This window comes from Corynebacterium sp. MSK039 (assembly GCF_030232315.1).
GTDB lineage: Bacteria > Actinomycetota > Actinomycetes > Mycobacteriales > Mycobacteriaceae > Corynebacterium.
In genome coordinates this window covers 44717-61885 of the sequence record NZ_JASPJL010000010.1, presented here as the reverse complement: position 1 = coordinate 61885, position 17169 = coordinate 44717, and the positions used below count along the sequence as shown (strand labels likewise).

Annotated in this window: 11 protein-coding genes; 3 read left to right on the top strand and 8 right to left on the bottom strand. The window is 65.5% G+C overall.

Going from position 1 to position 17169, the window contains the following annotated elements:
* Window positions 1-150 precede the first annotated feature (150 nt).
* The 4 genes from QP997_RS07690 to pgi form a co-directional block, all read right to left on the bottom strand.
* Window positions 151-1638: an NAD(P)(+) transhydrogenase (Re/Si-specific) subunit beta gene (locus QP997_RS07690; RefSeq protein WP_284846753.1), complete on the bottom strand. Its 1488-nt coding sequence runs from the start codon at window positions 1636-1638 to the stop codon at window positions 151-153.
* A gap of 3 nt (window positions 1639-1641) precedes the next feature.
* Window positions 1642-3192 carry a Re/Si-specific NAD(P)(+) transhydrogenase subunit alpha gene (locus QP997_RS07685; RefSeq protein ID WP_284846752.1) on the bottom strand — a complete coding sequence of 517 codons (1551 nt, stop codon included), beginning with the start codon at window positions 3190-3192 and terminating at the stop codon, window positions 1642-1644.
* A 257-nt stretch (window positions 3193-3449) separates the two neighbouring features.
* Entirely contained in the window at window positions 3450-4223 is a 774-nt protein-coding gene (gene nagB, locus QP997_RS07680; protein ID WP_070760628.1) for a glucosamine-6-phosphate deaminase, read from the bottom strand.
* 63 nt (window positions 4224-4286) lie between these two features.
* The gene (pgi, locus tag QP997_RS07675; protein ID WP_284846751.1) at window positions 4287-5981 is read right to left on the bottom strand and encodes a glucose-6-phosphate isomerase; all 1695 of its coding nucleotides are present in this window, start codon (window positions 5979-5981) and stop codon (window positions 4287-4289) included.
* Window positions 5982-6239: 258 nt separating this feature from the next.
* Between pgi and QP997_RS07670 the strand changes: the two genes are divergently transcribed.
* Window positions 6240-7805 carry an NAD-dependent succinate-semialdehyde dehydrogenase gene (locus QP997_RS07670; RefSeq protein ID WP_284846750.1) on the top strand — a complete coding sequence of 522 codons (1566 nt, stop codon included), beginning with the start codon at window positions 6240-6242 and terminating at the stop codon, window positions 7803-7805.
* 100 nt (window positions 7806-7905) lie between these two features.
* Here the strand turns inward: QP997_RS07670 and hisN are convergent, their stop codons facing one another.
* Both hisN and QP997_RS07660 read right to left on the bottom strand, forming a co-directional pair.
* Entirely contained in the window at window positions 7906-8727 is an 822-nt protein-coding gene (gene hisN, locus QP997_RS07665; RefSeq protein WP_284846749.1) for a histidinol-phosphatase, read from the bottom strand.
* Between the two features lie 23 nt (window positions 8728-8750).
* Window positions 8751-9626, bottom strand: a complete 876-nt coding sequence (locus tag QP997_RS07660; RefSeq protein ID WP_371260062.1) for an inositol monophosphatase family protein — start codon at window positions 9624-9626, stop codon at window positions 8751-8753.
* A 39-nt stretch (window positions 9627-9665) separates the two neighbouring features.
* On the opposite strand from QP997_RS07660, the gene prfB reads away from it, so the two are divergent.
* Entirely contained in the window at window positions 9666-10799 is a 1134-nt protein-coding gene (gene prfB, locus QP997_RS07655) for a peptide chain release factor 2 (RefSeq protein ID WP_070758753.1), read from the top strand.
* On the opposite strand, the gene QP997_RS07650 is transcribed toward prfB, so the two are convergent.
* Both QP997_RS07650 and QP997_RS07645 read right to left on the bottom strand, forming a co-directional pair.
* Entirely contained in the window at window positions 10796-14305 is a 3510-nt protein-coding gene (locus tag QP997_RS07650; protein ID WP_284846748.1) for a proline dehydrogenase family protein, read from the bottom strand. The genes prfB and QP997_RS07650 overlap by 4 nt on opposite strands.
* A gap of 427 nt (window positions 14306-14732) precedes the next feature.
* Window positions 14733-16415, bottom strand: a complete 1683-nt coding sequence (locus QP997_RS07645; RefSeq protein WP_502870443.1) for an AbgT family transporter — start codon at window positions 16413-16415, stop codon at window positions 14733-14735.
* 50 nt (window positions 16416-16465) lie between these two features.
* On the opposite strand from QP997_RS07645, the gene ftsE reads away from it, so the two are divergent.
* Entirely contained in the window at window positions 16466-17155 is a 690-nt protein-coding gene (ftsE, locus tag QP997_RS07640; protein WP_070758750.1) for a cell division ATP-binding protein FtsE, read from the top strand.
* The last annotated feature ends 14 nt before the right edge of the window (window positions 17156-17169 follow it).

The following is a 17169-nucleotide window of genomic DNA, read 5'->3' as shown; positions in this document are numbered from 1 at the left end:
ACTTCGTGCTCTCAATGGAAACTGCTCCCCACTAGTCGGTAACTGATTTCTCAGTCCAACTAATGGGGAGCAGTTCACTTCTCGCGTTGACGGGGATTTTCTCGCCTGCACCACCCGGGTGGGTGGCGCGGTTGCAGCAGGGCTCGGGGCTTAGTTGCTGATCCCTGCGGCCAGCTTCTCGATGGATGCCTTCGCATCACCGAGCAGCATGTCGGTGTTCTCGTTGAAGAACAGCGGGTTCTGCGCACCGGAATAACCGGCACCCATGGAACGCTTCAGCACGATCACGCGCTCAGCCTCCCACACCTTCAGAACCGGCATGCCGGCGATCGGGGAGCCCGGCATCTCAGCGCTCGGGTTGACCGTATCGTTCGCGCCGATGACCAGGACCACGTCGACCTCGTCGAAGTCGTCGTTGATCTCCTCCATGTCCATGACGATGTCATAAGGGACCTTGGCCTCGGCCAGCAGGACGTTCATGTGGCCCGGCAGGCGGCCGGCGACCGGGTGGATACCGAACTGGACGGTCTTGCCCTGGTCACGCAGCTTGCGGGTCAGCTCGGCGACCGTGTACTGCGCCTGGGAGACGGCCATGCCGTAACCCGGGGTGATCATGATGTTCTTCGCATCCTTGAGCATCGCGACAGCCTCGTCGGTGTCGATCTCGGTGTGGGTGCCGTCGACACCCTCCGCGACCGCGCCACCGTCGGTGCCGAAGCCGCCCAGCAGGACGTTCAGGAAGGAGCGGTTCATCGCCTGGCACATCACGTAGGAGAGGAACGCACCGGAGGAACCGACCAGCGCACCGGTGATGATCAGCAGCGGGTTCTGCAGCATCAGACCGGTGAAGGCAGCTGCCCAGCCGGAGTAGGAGTTCATGATGGACACGACGACCGGCATGTCGCCACCGCCGATCGCGGCGACCAGGTGCCAGCCCATGAACAGCGCCAGGGCGGTCATGATGCCAACCGCGATCCAGGCGGTGGTGCCCTCGCCAGCGACGATGAACACGACCATGAGCACGAGGCTGACCACCAGGATGGCGACGTTCAGCAGGTTACGGGCCGGCAGCAGCAGCGGGGCGCCCTTGACCTTGCCGGAGAGCTTCAGGCCAGCCAGGATCGAGCCGGTGAAGGTCACGGCACCGATGAAGATGCCCAGGAAGACCTCACCCAGGTGGAAGTTGTAGGCAGCAGCGCCCATCGAGTCGGCGGACTCGGAGACGAAGGAGTTGTAGCCGATGAAGACCGCGCCCAGGCCGACCAGGCCGTTGAACAGTGCGATCAGCTGCGGCAGGCCAGTCATCTCGACGGAGTGCGCGCGCTTGATGCCGTAGGCGGCACCGAGGCTCATAGCCAGGGCGATGAGGATAACGGTGACAAGCGGGTTCAGCGCCTCGGAGTCGGTGGTGGAGTGCACCACGGCCTGGAAGATGGCCACGGCGATGGCAACAGCCATACCGCTCATGCCCAGCGTGTTACCGCGCTTCGCGGTCTCCGGCTTGGACAGGCCAGCCAGTGCCATGAGGAAGAGCACGGCAGCCACGATGTAGGCCAGGTTCGAGATCCGGGCCAGCCAATCCAGCAGCGTGGCGTTCTCGCCGGTCGCTGCCTGCGAAAGAATCAGAGTGGCAGTCATGGTTTATGCATCCTCCTTAACGAACATGCCGAGCATGCGGTCTGTGATGGCGAAGCCACCGAAAACGTTGACGGAGGACACGACGATAGCCAGGAACGCGAGGACCGTAACGATGATATTGGGGCTGTTGATCTGCAAGATCGCGCCGACCAGGACGATTCCTGAAATCGCGTTCGTCTCGGACATCAACGGGGTGTGCAGGGTCGGGGTGACCGCGGAGATCACGTAGAAGCCCAGCACGATGGCCAGGGTCAGGACGACGAAGTTGCCGCTCATGCCCAGCGGGCTGACCAGCACGATCGCTGCACCCAGCAGGATGGCGATGGCCAGGCCGATCTTGGCGAAGGGGCCGCCCATGAAGGCTTGCTTCTCCGGCTCCTCGGCGGTCTGCGCTTCCTGCGCGGGCTGCTGCGGGGCGACGGACACGCTCACCGGTGGTGGCGGCCAGAGGATGGAGGTCTCCTGGCCGTCGTTGAGGGTGACGGTGATGGTGCGGATGATCTCGTCGTCCAGGTCCAGCGCGCGCTGGCCGTCCTTCTCCGGGGTGATCAGCTTGAACAGGTTGACGATGTTCTGGCCGAACAGCTGGGAGGCCTGGCCCGGCAGGCGGCCTGCCAGGTCGGTGTAGCCGATGATGGTGACGCCGTTGTCGGTGACGAAAACCTCGCCCGGCTTCGTCAGGGCGCAGTTACCGCCGTTGGCTGCCGCCAGGTCGACGACGACGCTGCCCGGGCGCATGTTGGCGACATCCTCTTCGGTGAGCAGCACCGGGGAGGTGCGGCCCGGGATGTTTGCGGTGGTGATGACGATGTCGGCCTCGGCGGACTGCTGGGAGTAGATCTTCGCAGCGAGTTCCGCCTGGTCCTGGGTCATCTCCTTGGCGTAGCCGTCCTCGGACTTCTCAGCCTCCTCCTGGATGGCGACGAACTCCGCACCCATGGACTCGACCTGTTCGCCCGCCTCGACGCGCAGGTCGGTGGCCTTGACGATCGCGCCCATGGAGTTGGCGGTACCGATCGCGGCCAGACCAGCGACACCAGCGCCGATGACGTAGACCTTTGCTGGCGGCACCTTACCGGCGGCGGTGACCTGGCCGGTAAACAGTCGACCGAAGGCGTTGGCGGCCTCGATGACCGCGCGGTAGCCGGCGATGTTCGCCATGGAGGAGAGCACGTCCATGGACTGTGCGCGGGAAATACGCGGCACAGCGTCCATCGCGAGCCCGGTGATGCCACGGTTGGCGAGCTCGTTGATGAGCTCTTCGTTGCGGCCTGGAGCCATGCGGCAGATCAGGGTGGCCCCGGAGCGCATGAGGTCGCGCTTGGCCTTGGGTGGGGTGTCGAGGGTGGTGACGATGTCCGCCTCCCAGACCTCCTCGCCTACGATGCTCGCGCCGGCCTCGCGGTAGAGGGCGTCAGGGTAGGCGGCGTCTTCGCCGGCACCAGCCTGTACTTCAACGTCATAGCCGAGCTTGATGAGCTTGCCGACCGTGTCTGGTGTGGCTGCCACCAGCGGCTGGTTCTCACCCGGCTCAACCGGAATACCGATACGCACTTTGTCTCCTGTGCAGTCTTCTGGGGGATAAAAGTTCCAGGTACTGATCGCAACGTAGGGGTGGCGTTGTGACCGTCAAGTGCGAGTAAGTGGTGATTCGCACGAGCGACCCGAAAAACATTGGATCTATATTTATCCCTTTTCCGGAGTGCTTGTCGCGCGCTTTGAAGAATTAAAGGAGAAAAAATGCCAACGGGGGCACCCGATGCCCCGGGTGCCCCCGTTGTTGAAATTGCCGTTTCACCCCCAAAGTGGGGTCAGTATGCCTGCCACTCCGGGCGGTTGGCGTCCACGAAACGGTAAAACTCGGTTTCCTGCAGCTGGGATGCCGCCGCCTCGTCCACGATGACTGTCGCGTGTCGGTGCAGCTGGAGCACGGAGGCCGGCATCATCGCGGACACTGGCCCCTCCACCAGGCGGGCCACCGCATCGGCCTTGTTTTCCCCCGTGGCCAGCAACAACAGGTGCCCGGCGCGGCGGATCGTGCCCAGTCCCTGCGTGACCACGTGGATCGGCACCTCCTCGAGCGAACCGAAGAATCGGGCGTTATCCCGCCGTGTCTGCGGGTGCAGCGTCTTCAGGCGGGTCAGGGAGTCGAAGGAGCTACCGGGCTCGTTGAAGCCCACATGGCCGTTGGTTCCCACGCCGAGGAGCTGGATGTCGATGCCCCCGGCAGCCTCGATGGCCGCCTCGTACTCGCGCCCTGCCTCATCGGTACGCGGGTTCATCCCATCGGGGGTGTGCACCGCGCCGTCGGCGAAGTCCACGTACTGCGTGAACTCGTTGTAGATCGTGTAGTGATAGGACTGCTCGTGATCCTCCGGCAGGCCCACGTACTCGTCCAGCAGGAAGGCCGTGGTGTTCGCGAAGCTCAGGCCCTCGCGGTGCTTGGCGATGAGCTCCCGGTAGGTCAGCAGCGGGGTGGAGCCGGTGGCCAGCCCGATGTTCTTCCCCTCGGAGACGTACCGGGCCATGATGGTGGCCGCGAGTTGCGCGACTTCTTTCGGGGTCTGCCGAATCACAACGTCCATGAGCAGGCGGTTCTTTCCAGTATCGGTCGGCGCAGGTCATTGCGCCGATGGTGTTTATTGAGTCTAACCCTCGTTGCGGTGCTGCCGGTAAAAGCTGATCAGCGCGTCGGTGGAGCCATCCCCGGCGGCCACCGCAGCCGTGCCCCGTACCGCTGGGAGTAGGTCGCTGGCCTGGAGTTTTCCGAACTCTACGCCCCACTGGTCGAAGGCGTTGATGCCCCAGATCACCGATTGCACGAAGGTGATGTGCTCGTAGAGTGCGATCAGCCCACCCAGGGAACGCGGGGTCAGCATGTCCGCCAGGATGGTGGTGCTGGGCTGGTTGCCCGGCATCTCCTTGTGGGGGATCAGCTCTTCCGGGGTGCCCGCGGCGCGCAGCTCGTCCGCAGTGCGACCGAAGGCCAGCACCCTGGTCTGGGCGAAGAAGTTTGCCATCAGCATGTCGTGCATCTTCGTGCCCTCGGGTTGGGTGGTGACCTCGCCGTGGGGGGTGCAGAACCCGATGAAGTCCGAGGGGATGAGCTGCGTGCCTTGGTGGAGCAGCTGGAAGAACGCGTGCTGGCCATTTGTCCCGGGCGCGCCCCAGTACACCGGGCCCGTGGGGACCCCGACCTTGGATCCATCCAGGCGTACGGACTTGCCCAGCGACTCCATGGTCAGCTGCTGCAGGTAGTCCGGGAATTCGCGGAGGTCCTCGCTATAGGGCATCACCGCGTGGGACTGGGAGTCCAAAAAGTCGCGGTACCACACGCTGAGCAGACCCATCAGGGCTGGCGCGTTGGCATGCAGCGGGGCGGTGCGGAAGTGCTCGTCCACGTCGTGCAGGCCGGCGAGGAATTGGTCGAAGTCCTGCGGGCCGATCGCGGCCATGAGGGTGAGCCCGATGGCGGAATCCACCGAGTAGCGGCCGCCCACCCAGTCCCAGAAGCCGAACATGTTCGCCGGGTCGATGCCGAACTCCGTGACGGCTTCGCGGTTGGTGGACACCGCGACGAAGTGTTTTTCGATGATGGCTTGCCGCTGCGCGCTCGTGTCCGCTGCTACGCCGCGACGCTCCAGTTCGGTGAGGAGCCACTGCTTCGCCGCGCGCGCGTTGACCAGGGTCTCCTGGGTGCTGAAAGTCTTCGAGCTGATGACGAAGAGGCAGGACTCCGGATCCAGGTCATCCAGCGCGGCGCTGAGGTCAGCCGGATCCAGGTTGGAGACGAAGTAGGGCTCGATGCCCGCGGTTCGGTAGGGGCGCAGCGCGGCCGCCGCCATGGAGGGGCCCAGGTCGGAGCCCCCGATGCCGATGTTGACGACCTGCTTGATGGTCCTCCCAGTCACACCCAGCCACCGGCCGCTGCGTAGGTCGCGGCAGAAGTCCCGCATCCGACCGAGGACCTCGTGGACGTCGGCGGCGACGTCCACCCCGTCGACCTGGAAATCCTGGTCCACCGGGACACGCAGCGCGGTGTGCAGGGCGGCACGGTTCTCGGTGGTGTTGACCGTAGCCCCGGCCATCATCGCGTCGCGGTACTCCGACAGCCCCATCGCTTCGCCCAGCTGGACCAGCAGCTCCATGACGCGGGCGTCGGCGAGGTTCTTCGACAGGTCGATGTGCAGGGGGCCTGCCTGGATGGTCATGTCCTCGACGCGGGTGGCCTCCTGGTTGAAGATCTCCCGGAGGGTGGTGCCGACGAAGCTTTCCTTATAGTCCTGGAGTTCCTGCCACGGTGCGGTGCTGGTCACCCGCTGTGGGTTGGGTGGGATGCTCACTGCTTGAGTTCTCCTCGGGAGGTGCGTCGCCGGTGAATCTTGGACGTATCGTCACCCAGCCTAGTCGTCTCGGTGGCGGTCGCACGGTAGTGCCACAGCGTGCCCCGCGACATAGCTACCGGTGGGGCTGTGTACCCGCGCGGTGGTCGGTGTCTGATCCCAGCGACCAGCGCTGAAGCACGGTGGCCGACGGTCACGCCCAGCGGCCGGCGCTGAAGCACGGTGGCCGGCGGTCACGCCCAGTGGCACAGTGGAGGTATGGCTACTTCGGCAGAAAACAACACAGCACAGAACACCTCGAATCCAGAATTCTTCACCACCGTCACCGCCGGACCGCGGGAGATCACCGTCCCGACGGGGCTGTTTATCAACGGCCAGTGGCGCCACGGCGCGGACGGGGAGACCCTCGGGGTTACCGACGCCGCGACCGGCCAGGAGTTCGTGCGGGTGGCGTCCGCAACGGAGGGCGACGCCCGCGAGGCGATGGATCACGCTGCGAAGGCGCAGCCCGATTGGGAGAACACCAGTCCGCAGGAGCGCGCCGACCTGCTGCGCTCCCTGTATCAGCTGGTGCAGGACAATGCCGATGACCTGGCCTACCTGCAGTCCCTGGAACTCGGGCGCGCGCTGAAGGACAGCAAGGGCGAGGTCGGCTACGGCGGCGGATTCTTCCGCTGGTACGCCTCCCGCGCTGAGGCTATCGCGGGGGAGTACCGCGTGTCCCCGGACGGCGGTAGCCGCATCATCACCCACCCGAAGCCGGTCGGTCCGGTTCTGGCGGTGACCCCGTGGAACTTCCCGCTGGCGATGATCACCCGTAAGCTCGCTCCGGCGTTGGCCGCGGGCTGCACCATGATCGTCAAGCCCGCGCAGATGACCCCGCTGACCGCGCTCTACCTGGCCGAACTCTCCCGCCAGGCCGGCCTGCCGGACGGGGTGTTCCAGGTGCTGCCGACCAGTACCGCGTCGAATGTCTCCGCCATTTTGGACGACGACCGCCTGCGCAAGTTCACCTTCACCGGTTCCACCGAGGTGGGCCAGGCGCTCGGGGCGAATGCCGCCGAGGGCACCATCCGCACCTCCCTGGAGCTGGGAGGCAACGCCCCGCTCGTCGTCCTCGAGCACGCGGACATGGACAAGGCCGTGAACGCCGCCATCGACGCGAAGATGCGAGGTGCCGGGCAGGTCTGCATCGCCGCCAACCGCATCCTGGTGCACGAGTCGCTCGCCGAGGAGTTCACCGCAGCGGTCACCAAGCGGATCGGCGAATTCGTGCTTGGCGCGGGCACTGATAGTGACGCCACCGCAGGCCCAATGGTCAGCGCGGAGCAGCGCGACAAGGTCGCAGACATGGTCGAAAAGGCCGTCGAGCAGGGCGCGAAGGTGGAGATCGGCGGCTTCACGCTGACCGAGGACTCCCTGGCGAAGCACCCGGAGCTCAAGACCACCGGTGAGCTGGACACCAACGGCTTCTGGTACGCCCCGACCGTCCTCTCCGGGGTCACCCAGGACTTCGAGATCGCCAACCAGGAGATCTTCGGACCCGTCATGACCATCCAGACCTTCGCCGATGAGGACGAGGCCCTGGCCAACGCCAATGCCACGAACTTCGGCCTGGCCGGCTACGTGGTCGGCGAGAAGCTACAGGAGACGATGGCCTTCGCCGAGAAGATGGAGGTCGGCATGGTGGCCGTCAACAAGGGCCTGCTCTCCGACCCAGCCGCGCCATTCGGTGGGGTGAAGCAGTCCGGCATCGGCCGCGAGGGCGGCTTCGAGGGCATCGAGGAGTACCTCGAAACCCAGTTCATCACCGTTTCCTACTAGGGCCGGTCCGGGGGAGTTCCCCCCCCAACAGTTAAGGACGCCACCGCAACGTGCGGTAGCGTCCTTTTTCTTTCTGTCTGCCCTGGTTAGGGCAAGCGGCTTAGTTATTCAGCGCGGTGATGACATCCTCGTGCAGCAGCCCGTTGGTGGCCACCGCGGAACCACCGTGCGGTCCCGGCTCGCCCTCCACGTTCGTGAAGGTGCCGCCGGCCTCCGCCACGATCGGGACGAGTGCTGCGAGATCCCAGAGGCTGACCTCCGGCTCCGCCGCGATATCCACGGAGCCCTCGGCGACCATCATGTAGGACCAGAAGTCCCCGAAGCCGCGCAGGCGCCAGGTCTTGTCGCTCAGTCCCACCAGCTGCTCCCGCAGGCCGCGATCCTGCCAGCCGGACAGGGAGCTGATGGAGAGGCTGGCGTCGGCGATCTGGCTCACTCCCGACACGCTCAGGCGGCGCGGTTGGGCAGAAGGGGTGGAGTCCTCGTCGAAAGTATTCGGTACAGAGAAGGAGCGCCACGCCCCGGCCCCTGGCGCGGCCCACCAGCGGCGGCACAGCGCGGGCGCGGAGACCAGACCCACCTTCGGCACGCCGTCCTCCAACAGGCTGATCAGCGTGGCCCACACGGGCACGCCACGGACAAAGTTCTTCGTGCCATCGATCGGATCGATGACCCACTGGCGGCCCTCGAAGTGCGCTTCGCCGCCGAACTCCTCACCCAGCACGAAGTCGTCCGGGCGGGAATCCGCCAGGATCTCGCGCAGGCGACGCTCGACGGCGGTGTCGGCGTCGGAAACGGGGGTGAGGTCGGGCTTGGATTCGATGCGGAGATCCTCGGCCTCGAACCGAGCCATGGTGATCTCGTCCGCGGCGTTGGCCAGCTCGAAGGCAAGCGACAGGTCATCGGAGTATGTGGTGCTCATGCCCTGGATCTTAGCCTCAAAAACTAACTGCCGATGAGCGCAGTCTTAACGCTCGCAACAGCCGACTCGGTGCCGGCCACCGACCAGGTCTTGCCCGCAGCCTCGATCTGCTCGGTCACGCCACCGGCGCCCTCCACGAGCGCCCGGCCCGGCAGCCAGTCCCAGGCCGCCACGGAGTCCTGAATCCAGCAGCCGAGCTCCCCGGAGGCCACGCCGGCCATGTCCACGGAAGCTGAGCCGAGCATGCGGACGGTCGCGAAGTTGCCGGTCACCGCGATCCAGGCGTCCCTAACCTCTGGCACGGAAAACAGCGGCGGGTGCAGGTAGGTGCCGACTACGGTGCGTTCCGCAGGGGTGTTCTTGAACTCCGGGACCGGCTGGGCGTCGCGGGTGGTGGGGATCTCCGGGCCACCGAACCAGGTGTAGCCCATCGCGGGGCGGTGCACGGCGCCGAAGATGACCTCCTCCGGGTCATTCGGGTCGCCCTTAACCAGGGCCAGCGCGGAGCACCAGTAGTCCGAGCCGGTGGTGAAGTTATAGGTCCCGTCCACGGGGTCGATCACCCAGGTCCGCCCGCTGGTCCCTTCGCGCCGGGTGCCTTCCTCGCCGAGGACGCCGTCCTCCGGTCGGATCGTCTCCAGCGCATCGGTGATGAACTTCTCGGCGGCCCGATCCGCGGCGGTGACGACGTCGGAGATGGAGGTCTTCGTCTCCGTCTCGAGCCCGGAGGCGCGCATCCGCCACGCCAGGCGGGCGGCGTTGTACACCAGCGCCTGGGCGAGGTGGTTATCGGTGTCGTCGACGTGCGCGACGATGAAGGTCTTGATGATCGCGTTGAGCATCTCCTCCGGCACCGGGGAGTTGCCGGTGGAGGTGGACGTATTCTTTGCCTTAGCCATACATCCCATTGTGCACACTGCCGGGTAGACTTGCGCACTATGCAACCGGATGTGAGCTCTGATCTGAAAGACCTGGAAGGCACCCTGACTACCATCGAGCGGGTGTTGGACCTCGACGAGCTGGACTCGCGGGCCCGCGAGCTGGAGGATCAGGCCGCCGACCCCTCGCTGTGGGACGATCCGGATCACGCCCAGCAGGTCACCTCGGAGCTCTCCCGTGTGCAGGCCAAGCTGAAGAAAATCCGCGAGCTGCGCCAGCGGCTGGACGACCTCCCGGTGCTCTACAACATGGCCGAGGAGGAGGCCGCGGAGGATCCGGCGGCGGCCGAGGACGCCGCCGCGATGGCGGAGGAGGAGCGCACGGCGCTGCGGGCCGCCATCGAATCCCTGGAGATCACCACGATGCTCTCCGGCGAGTACGACCAGCGCGAGGCGCTGGTCAACATCCGCTCCGGCGCCGGTGGGGTGGATGCCGCGGACTGGGCGGAGATGCTGCTGCGCATGTACACCCGCTGGGCCGAGCAGCACGGCCACAAGGTGGACATCTACGACATCTCCTATGCGGAGGAGGCGGGTATTAAGTCCGCGACCTTCGTCATCCACGGTGACTATATGTACGGCACGCTCTCCGTGGAGCAGGGTGCCCACCGCCTGGTGCGCATCAGCCCCTTCGATAACCAGGGGCGCCGCCAGACCAGCTTCGCCGAGGTGGAGGTCCTGCCCGTCGTGGAGCAGACGGACTCCATCGAGGTGCCGGATGCGGACGTCCGCGTGGACGTCTACCGCTCCTCCGGTCCGGGCGGGCAGTCGGTGAACACTACGGATTCCGCGGTGCGCCTGACCCACATCCCAACCGGCATCGTCGTGACCTGCCAGAACGAGAAGTCCCAGATCCAGAACAAGGCCTCCGCCATGCGCGTGCTGCAGGCCAAGCTGTTGGAGAAGAAGCGCCAGGAGGAGAAGGCCGAAATGGATGCCCTTGGCGCGGGCGGCAACGCCTCCTGGGGCAACCAGATGCGCTCCTACGTGCTGCACCCGTACCAGATGGTCAAGGATCTGCGCACCGAATACGAGGTCGGGGACCCGCAGAAGGTCCTCGACGGCGACCTCGACGGGCTCATCGAGGCCGGCATCCGCTGGCGCATGGCGCAGCAGCAGGAGGAGAACGCCTAAGGCGTCAGCCCGTGGATGTAGCCGAAGCGGTGCTCGGTGGTGGCGATGTTCTGCTCCAGCAGCATCGTCAGCAGCTCGCGGTGGCCATCCGGTAGCACCGGCTGGTCGAAGATCTTCGAATTCGAGTCGACCGCTGCCTCGTAGAAGGCATCCGGGCTCTCGCCCAGGGAGCGGATGCGGGAGTTCGCGGCCTTCGAGATCTCCGCGGCGAACACCAGGTCGCTGGCGATGCGGAAGCTCTTGCCCAGCTCACCGAACTGCGCTGCCACCTCCTCGGACGCCGAGATATCCAGCTCCGTGCCGGTGACCGCCGCCCCCAGCTGGAGGCGCAGGACGTCGCGCGCCTTGGCGTCGGCGTTAACGCGGACGCGCAGCGGTTCCAGCAGCGGCTTGTAGCGGAAGACGTTGGACTCCACGACCATCGCCGACTTGTCGTGCTCGACGCCGAACTCCACGGCCATCGCGTGGGCGTCGGACTCCGCCGCCCGGCGGAGCCACTCGTGATCCGCGTCCTCCAGAACCGGGGAGCCGAGCCCGCGGAACTCTCGCAGCAGCTGGGTGATGCGGGGCTCGACCGTCCCGGAGGTCAGCTCCTCGACATTGCCTTCGGTCCACACGCCCTGTTGGGCGACGTAGTTCGGGCCGCCGGCCTTCGCTCCGGAGCCAATGGAGGAGCCCTTCCAGCCACCGAAGGACTGGCGCTGCACGATCGCACCGGTGATGCCGCGCTCCACATAGGCATTGCCCACCTCGACCCGCTCGCGCCAATAGGCGGTCTCATCGCGGTCGATGGTGTGGATGCCGCCGGTCAGCGCGAAGCCGGTGGAGTTCTGCCACTCGATCGCCTCGTCCAGGTCCTTGGCATGCATGATGCCCGTGACCGGGCCGAAGGCCTCGTTGGTGTGGTACCAACTGCCCGGCTGCACGTTATCGCGAATACCCGGGCTCCACAGGGTGCCGGTCTCGTCCAGCTGCTTCGGCTTGACCAGCCACTTCTCGCCCCTATCGAGCTTGCGTAGCGCCCGGTCCAGCTTCTCGCCTGGGGCCTCGATGATGCCGTTCATGTACGTGGAGATGTCGGTGCCGCGACCCACCTTGATGGACTCCACGGCATCGACCAGCTGGTTCATGAAGCGCTCGTTCTTGGACATCGAGCCCACGGTGATGATCAGGGAGGCTGCGGAGCACTTCTGACCCGCGTTGCCGAAGGCGGACTGGTAAATATCCTCCACGGCCAGGTCCGGGTCCGCGGCCGGGGTGACGATGATGGCGTTCTTGCCGGAGGTCTCCGCGTTCAGGACCTTGCGGGGGTCCCAGCTGCGGAACAGCTGCGCGGTCTCCGAGGCTCCCGTGAGGATCACGGATTCCACGTCCGGGTGGCTGATCAGGCGCTTGCCAGCCTCGTCCTCGTCGGCGTTGACTAACTGAAGCAGGTCCTCGCCGACACCGGCCTCGCGCATGGCCTCGACGAAGACCTCGGCGATGCGCAGCACCTGGGGCGCGGGCTTGAGGATCACGGCGGCGCCAGCGGCCAGCGCGGCCGTCACACCACCCACCGGGATCGCCACGGGAAAGTTCCACGGCGGGGTGACCACGACGACCTTGTACGGGGTGAAATTCGAACCGCGGTGCCGGTCGAGCTGGCGGGCGGATTCTGCGTAGTAGTGCGCCATGTCGATGGCCTCGGAGATCTCCGGGTCGGATTCCGCGATCGTCTTATCGGCCTCGAAAGCCGCCGCAGAAATCAGGCGGCCACGGTAGTTCGCCAGGGAATCAGCGACCTTATCCAGCAGCTCGGCACGCTCCGCGCCGGTCTTCTGCCCCCACGCTCCCTCGTGGGTCTCAACGGCACGCTGCACGATCTTGTCGATCTCCGCCGGGTCGGTGACCAGCGGAGACTGTGCCGGGCCCGGGTCGGCCTCCGGGGTGAGCAGGCTGCGGGCCCACTCGCGGTTCTGCGCCAGAGCGGGGTCGGTGTCAGGCTCGTTGAGGAAGTTGCCCGGGATGGAGCCGCCCGTGGCACCAACCTTGTCCCTGGCTTCCTGGATGCGGTCCTGGGTGCGGCGCGGCCCGTGATAGGTCGCCCAGCGGTCGGCGACGGCGTCCCGGAAGCGCTGCTCCTGGTTTTCCATCGGCGTCAGGCCGGTGTCGTCGTCCTCTTCGGGGGTGAACAGCGCGTAGAGGAAGTTCTGCTTCGCGCCGTTTTCCTCCAGGCGGCGGACCAGGTAGGACACGGCGACGTCGAAGTCCTCCTTGCGGACGACGGGCGTGTACAGGATTAGGTTGCCGGTCTTCTTCTGCACCTCGCTGGCCTGGGCTGGAGCCATGCCCTGCAGCATCTCGATGTCCAGCTGCTCGGCCACGCCCCGCTGTTCGGCGAGCTTGTGGGCGAGTGCTACGTGGTAGACGTTGTGGCTGGCCACGCCGATGCGGATGGCCTGCGCGTTTTCCGGGTTCAGCACCCAGTCGATCAGGCGCAGGTAGTTGGCGTCGACCTCCGCCTTCGTCAGATAAGGGGTCTGCGGCCAGTTGTGCATCTCCGCATCCACCCGCTCCATCGAGAGGTTCGCGCCCTTGACCAGGCGCACCTTGATCTTCGCGCCACCCTGGGCCACGCGCTGCTTCGCGAATTCAGTTAGTCGCTGGAGGGCCTCGAAGGAATCCGGCAGGTAGGCCTGCAGCACAATGCCGACCTCTAGGTCGAGGAACTCCTCCTCGGCGAAAAGCTCGGTGAATAGCTCCAGCGTGAGGTCGAGGTCTTCATAGGCCTCCATGTCGAGGTTGACGAAGGTGGGCTTGCCGGACCGTCCCTGGCCCGCACGCTTGGCCTCCCGGTACAGCGGACGCAGGCGGTCCTTCAGCCGGTCGACGGAGCCGCGGAAGTCCCAGTGGTTGAGCTGGGAGACCACGGAGCTGGCCTTGACGGAGACGTACTCCACCTTCGGGTTCCGGATCAGGTCGATGGTCTGCTGGAGGCGTCGCTTGGCCTCCGCCTCGCCGAGGACGGCCTCGCCCAGCAGGTTCAGGTTGAGGGTGAATCCCTTCTCCCGGGCATCGTCGAGCATCGCGTCCAATGTCTCGGAACCGGCGTCCAACACCAGGTGGCCGACGGTGGAGCGCAGGTACTTTCGCGCGATGGGCATCACGACGTTCGGCAAGATCGGGGCTGCGATGGAGCCCGCCGTGACCAGGATCGTGTCGATCAGGCCGAGGAATGCCGGGGCCGGGTCGGTGCGCTTAAAGGGGGAGGCGATCTTCGCGAACTCTTCGGCCGCGACCTTGTTGTCCTCCGGTCGGGCCACGCGGTCGACGAAGCTGAAGGTGAACTCCACGCCGTGCGGGTCGTGGACCATGTCGGCCAACTGCTTCGTGGCCGGGGCTGTTTCCTTGACCTCCAGCCACGTATCGGCCTGTTCGATGGCGACGTCGACGAGGCCCTCCATGTCCTGGTTCGGCGCGAGGTCCTGGTGTTCGGTGTTCTTGCTGTTCTCCTTGTGAGAAGTCATGGTCGCTGTCTCTCTATGTGAGGGGTTTCCCGTTGTGGCCTGGCTCCACTGCGGTTTTTGGGGGAGCCGAAAAGAAGGCCTCGAACGGGCTGGGCAAGAGGGGGGGACCGGCTGCCGGGGCAGGGGCGGTCTTAGACAGCGAGAACGGGCGGGCGGTCACCGGGTCGGCGACGACGATCGCGGGATAGCGCGTGCAGCCGGGTTTGAGTGACCCGGCTCAGCGCACCGCGGTACTGGGTGCTGTACCGGGCGATATGCCCGGTGTTGCACCCCGCGGGGGAAGCCGTGTCATTCCACATGACCCAAATCTACGCCCTTTTCGGGGCTGTTTCATCAAGTGAAATAAAAACCGCGCACGCCCTAGTTGCGGGGGAGTGCGCGGTGTGCGGGGCGCCCCGCCGGAAGGATATCCGGCGGGACCGAGTGTTTAGGCCGGGTAGTCCATTGGGGTGCCCGGGCCCAGCGGGATGCCGAGCAGCCACCAGGCGACGAAGAAGAGGAACCAGCCAATGAGCATCGCCGTCGCATAAGGCAGCGCGAGCGACATCAACGTGCCGATGCCCGAGCGCGAGTAATAGCGCTGCAGGAAGGTCAGCGCCAGCGCGAAGTAGGGGCTCATCGGGGTGATGATGTTCGACGGCGAATCACCCATGCGGAAGAGCATCTGGGTGACCTCCGGGGCGTAGCCCAGGTACATGAACATCGGCACCACGATCGGGGCCATCAGAGCCCACTGCGCAGAGCCCGAGGTGATCAGCAGGTTCAGGCCCGCGACCAGCAGGACGAAGAGGGCGAAGAGCAGCAGCGGGGGCAGGTCCGCCTTCTGCAGGATCTCCGCGCCGGTGATCGCGGTCCAGGAGCCCAGGTTGGACTCGGTGAACCACGCCAGGAACTGGGCGACGGCGAAGAAGAGCACCATCATCGGTAGCAGCGTCTTTAGACCGCGGGCCATCCACTCCGGGACCTGGTGCCACTTGGTCAGGGTCTTGGCGACCAGGCCGTAGACCACACCGAGCAGGAAGAAGCCGACCGCGATGGGGACGCCGACGTCCGTAATCAGGGGGCTTTCCATGACCGCGCCACCCTCGCCCTGCAGCGGGGAGCCGGGGACAAACAGGGCGGCGAAGTACGCTGCGAAGAAGACGACGGCGGCGACGCCGGTCCACTTCAGGGCGCGGACCTCCTTCTCGCTGAGGGCGAGGTCTGCCTCCAGCTCGTCCTTCGTCATGTCCTTGGCGTCCTTGTCGAGGGCTGCGCTGCCCTCGGAGTCGACGTGCTCGGCGTTACCAAAGGTCAGCTCCTCGTAGTTGATCCGATCGTGGTCGACCAGCTCGAGAGCCTTCTTATTGATATAGAGCTCCGTGACTGCGGTGATGATCAGCGCGAGGACGACCGCGGAAGCCATGACGAAGAAGTAATTAGCCAGCGGGGAGACCACGTACTCGGCGTCCGCGATGTTGGCGGCCGAGGTGGAGATGCCTGCGAGCAGCACGTCCGTGATGTTGAGGACCAGCGAGGAGTTGAAGCCCGCCGAGGAAGCGGCGAAGGCGACCATCGCACCGACGATGGGGGAGCGTCCCATCGCGCGGAAACTCATCGCCCCGATGGGGATGAGGATGACGTAGACGGCGTCCGAGGCGACGGAGCCGGTCACGCCAGCCAGCGCCACGACGAAGGTGAGGCTCTTCGGACCCACCTTGCTCACCACCGCGCGCACCGTCGAGGCGATCAGGCCGGAGTGTTCCGCGATGGCCACGCCCAGCATGACGGTGATGATGAGCCCGAGCGGCGGGAAGCTGGTGTAGTTCTCGACCGCGTTGGAGACGATGGAAGACAAGCCCTCGGCGGAGAGCAGGTTCTTCACGACGACGGTTTCGCCGGATTCGGGGTCCTTCGCGCTCAGCCCAGCCAGTGAGCCCAGCCAGGAGCTGAAGAGGACGAGTCCGCCGATGATGACGAAGAGCCAGAAGGGCTCTGGCAGTTTATTGCCGACGCGCTCCACCCAGCCGAGGAAACCGCCAACCTTCTCAGGCGCGTGTTCCTCGTGGTGTTCTTCGCTGCGGTCGGTTTTCTGGTCGCTGTGCTTGTTCGCTGTCTTCTCGGCAGTCACACGCTTCCCTTCTGTAACAGTTTCATCTTTGGTTCGCTAAGGTTAGAGCCGTGATCACTTTCGATAACGTTTCCAAGAGCTACCGGACCTCAACCCGGCCTGCGCTCCAGAATATTTCCGCAGAGATCGAAAAGGGCGAGTTTGTCTTTCTTATTGGCCCTTCCGGTTCCGGAAAGTCTACGTTTCTGCAGCTCATGGTCCGCGAAGAGGCGCTGGACTCTGGTGACCTGCATGTCGCCGGGTTCCATGTCAACGCGCTGAAGGATAAGGAAGTCCCGAAGCTGCGCCAGCGCATCGGCTACGTCTTCCAGGACTTCCGTCTGCTCCAGAAGAAGACGGTCTTCGAGAACGTCGCATTCGCCCTCGAGGTGATCGGCAAGAAGCGCCCGGACATCGAGAAGCTGGTCCCGGCTGCCCTCGAGACCGTGGGCCTGCAGGGCAAGGAGAACCGCTTCCCGCACGAACTTTCCGGCGGCGAGCAGCAGCGCGTCGCTATCGCCCGCGCCTCCGTCAACCGCCCGCTCGTCCTGCTTGCCGACGAGCCGACCGGAAACCTTGACCCGGATACCTCCGCCGAGATCATGAACCTGCTCAACCGCATCAACCAGCAGGGCACCACCGTCGTCATGTCCACCCACGACGACGTCGCCGTCGACTCCATGCGCAAGCGCGTCATCGAACTGCACAACGGTGAGCTCGTGCGCGACGACGCTCGCGGCATGTACGGCGTCGGCCACTAAGCCGGGGCAACGAG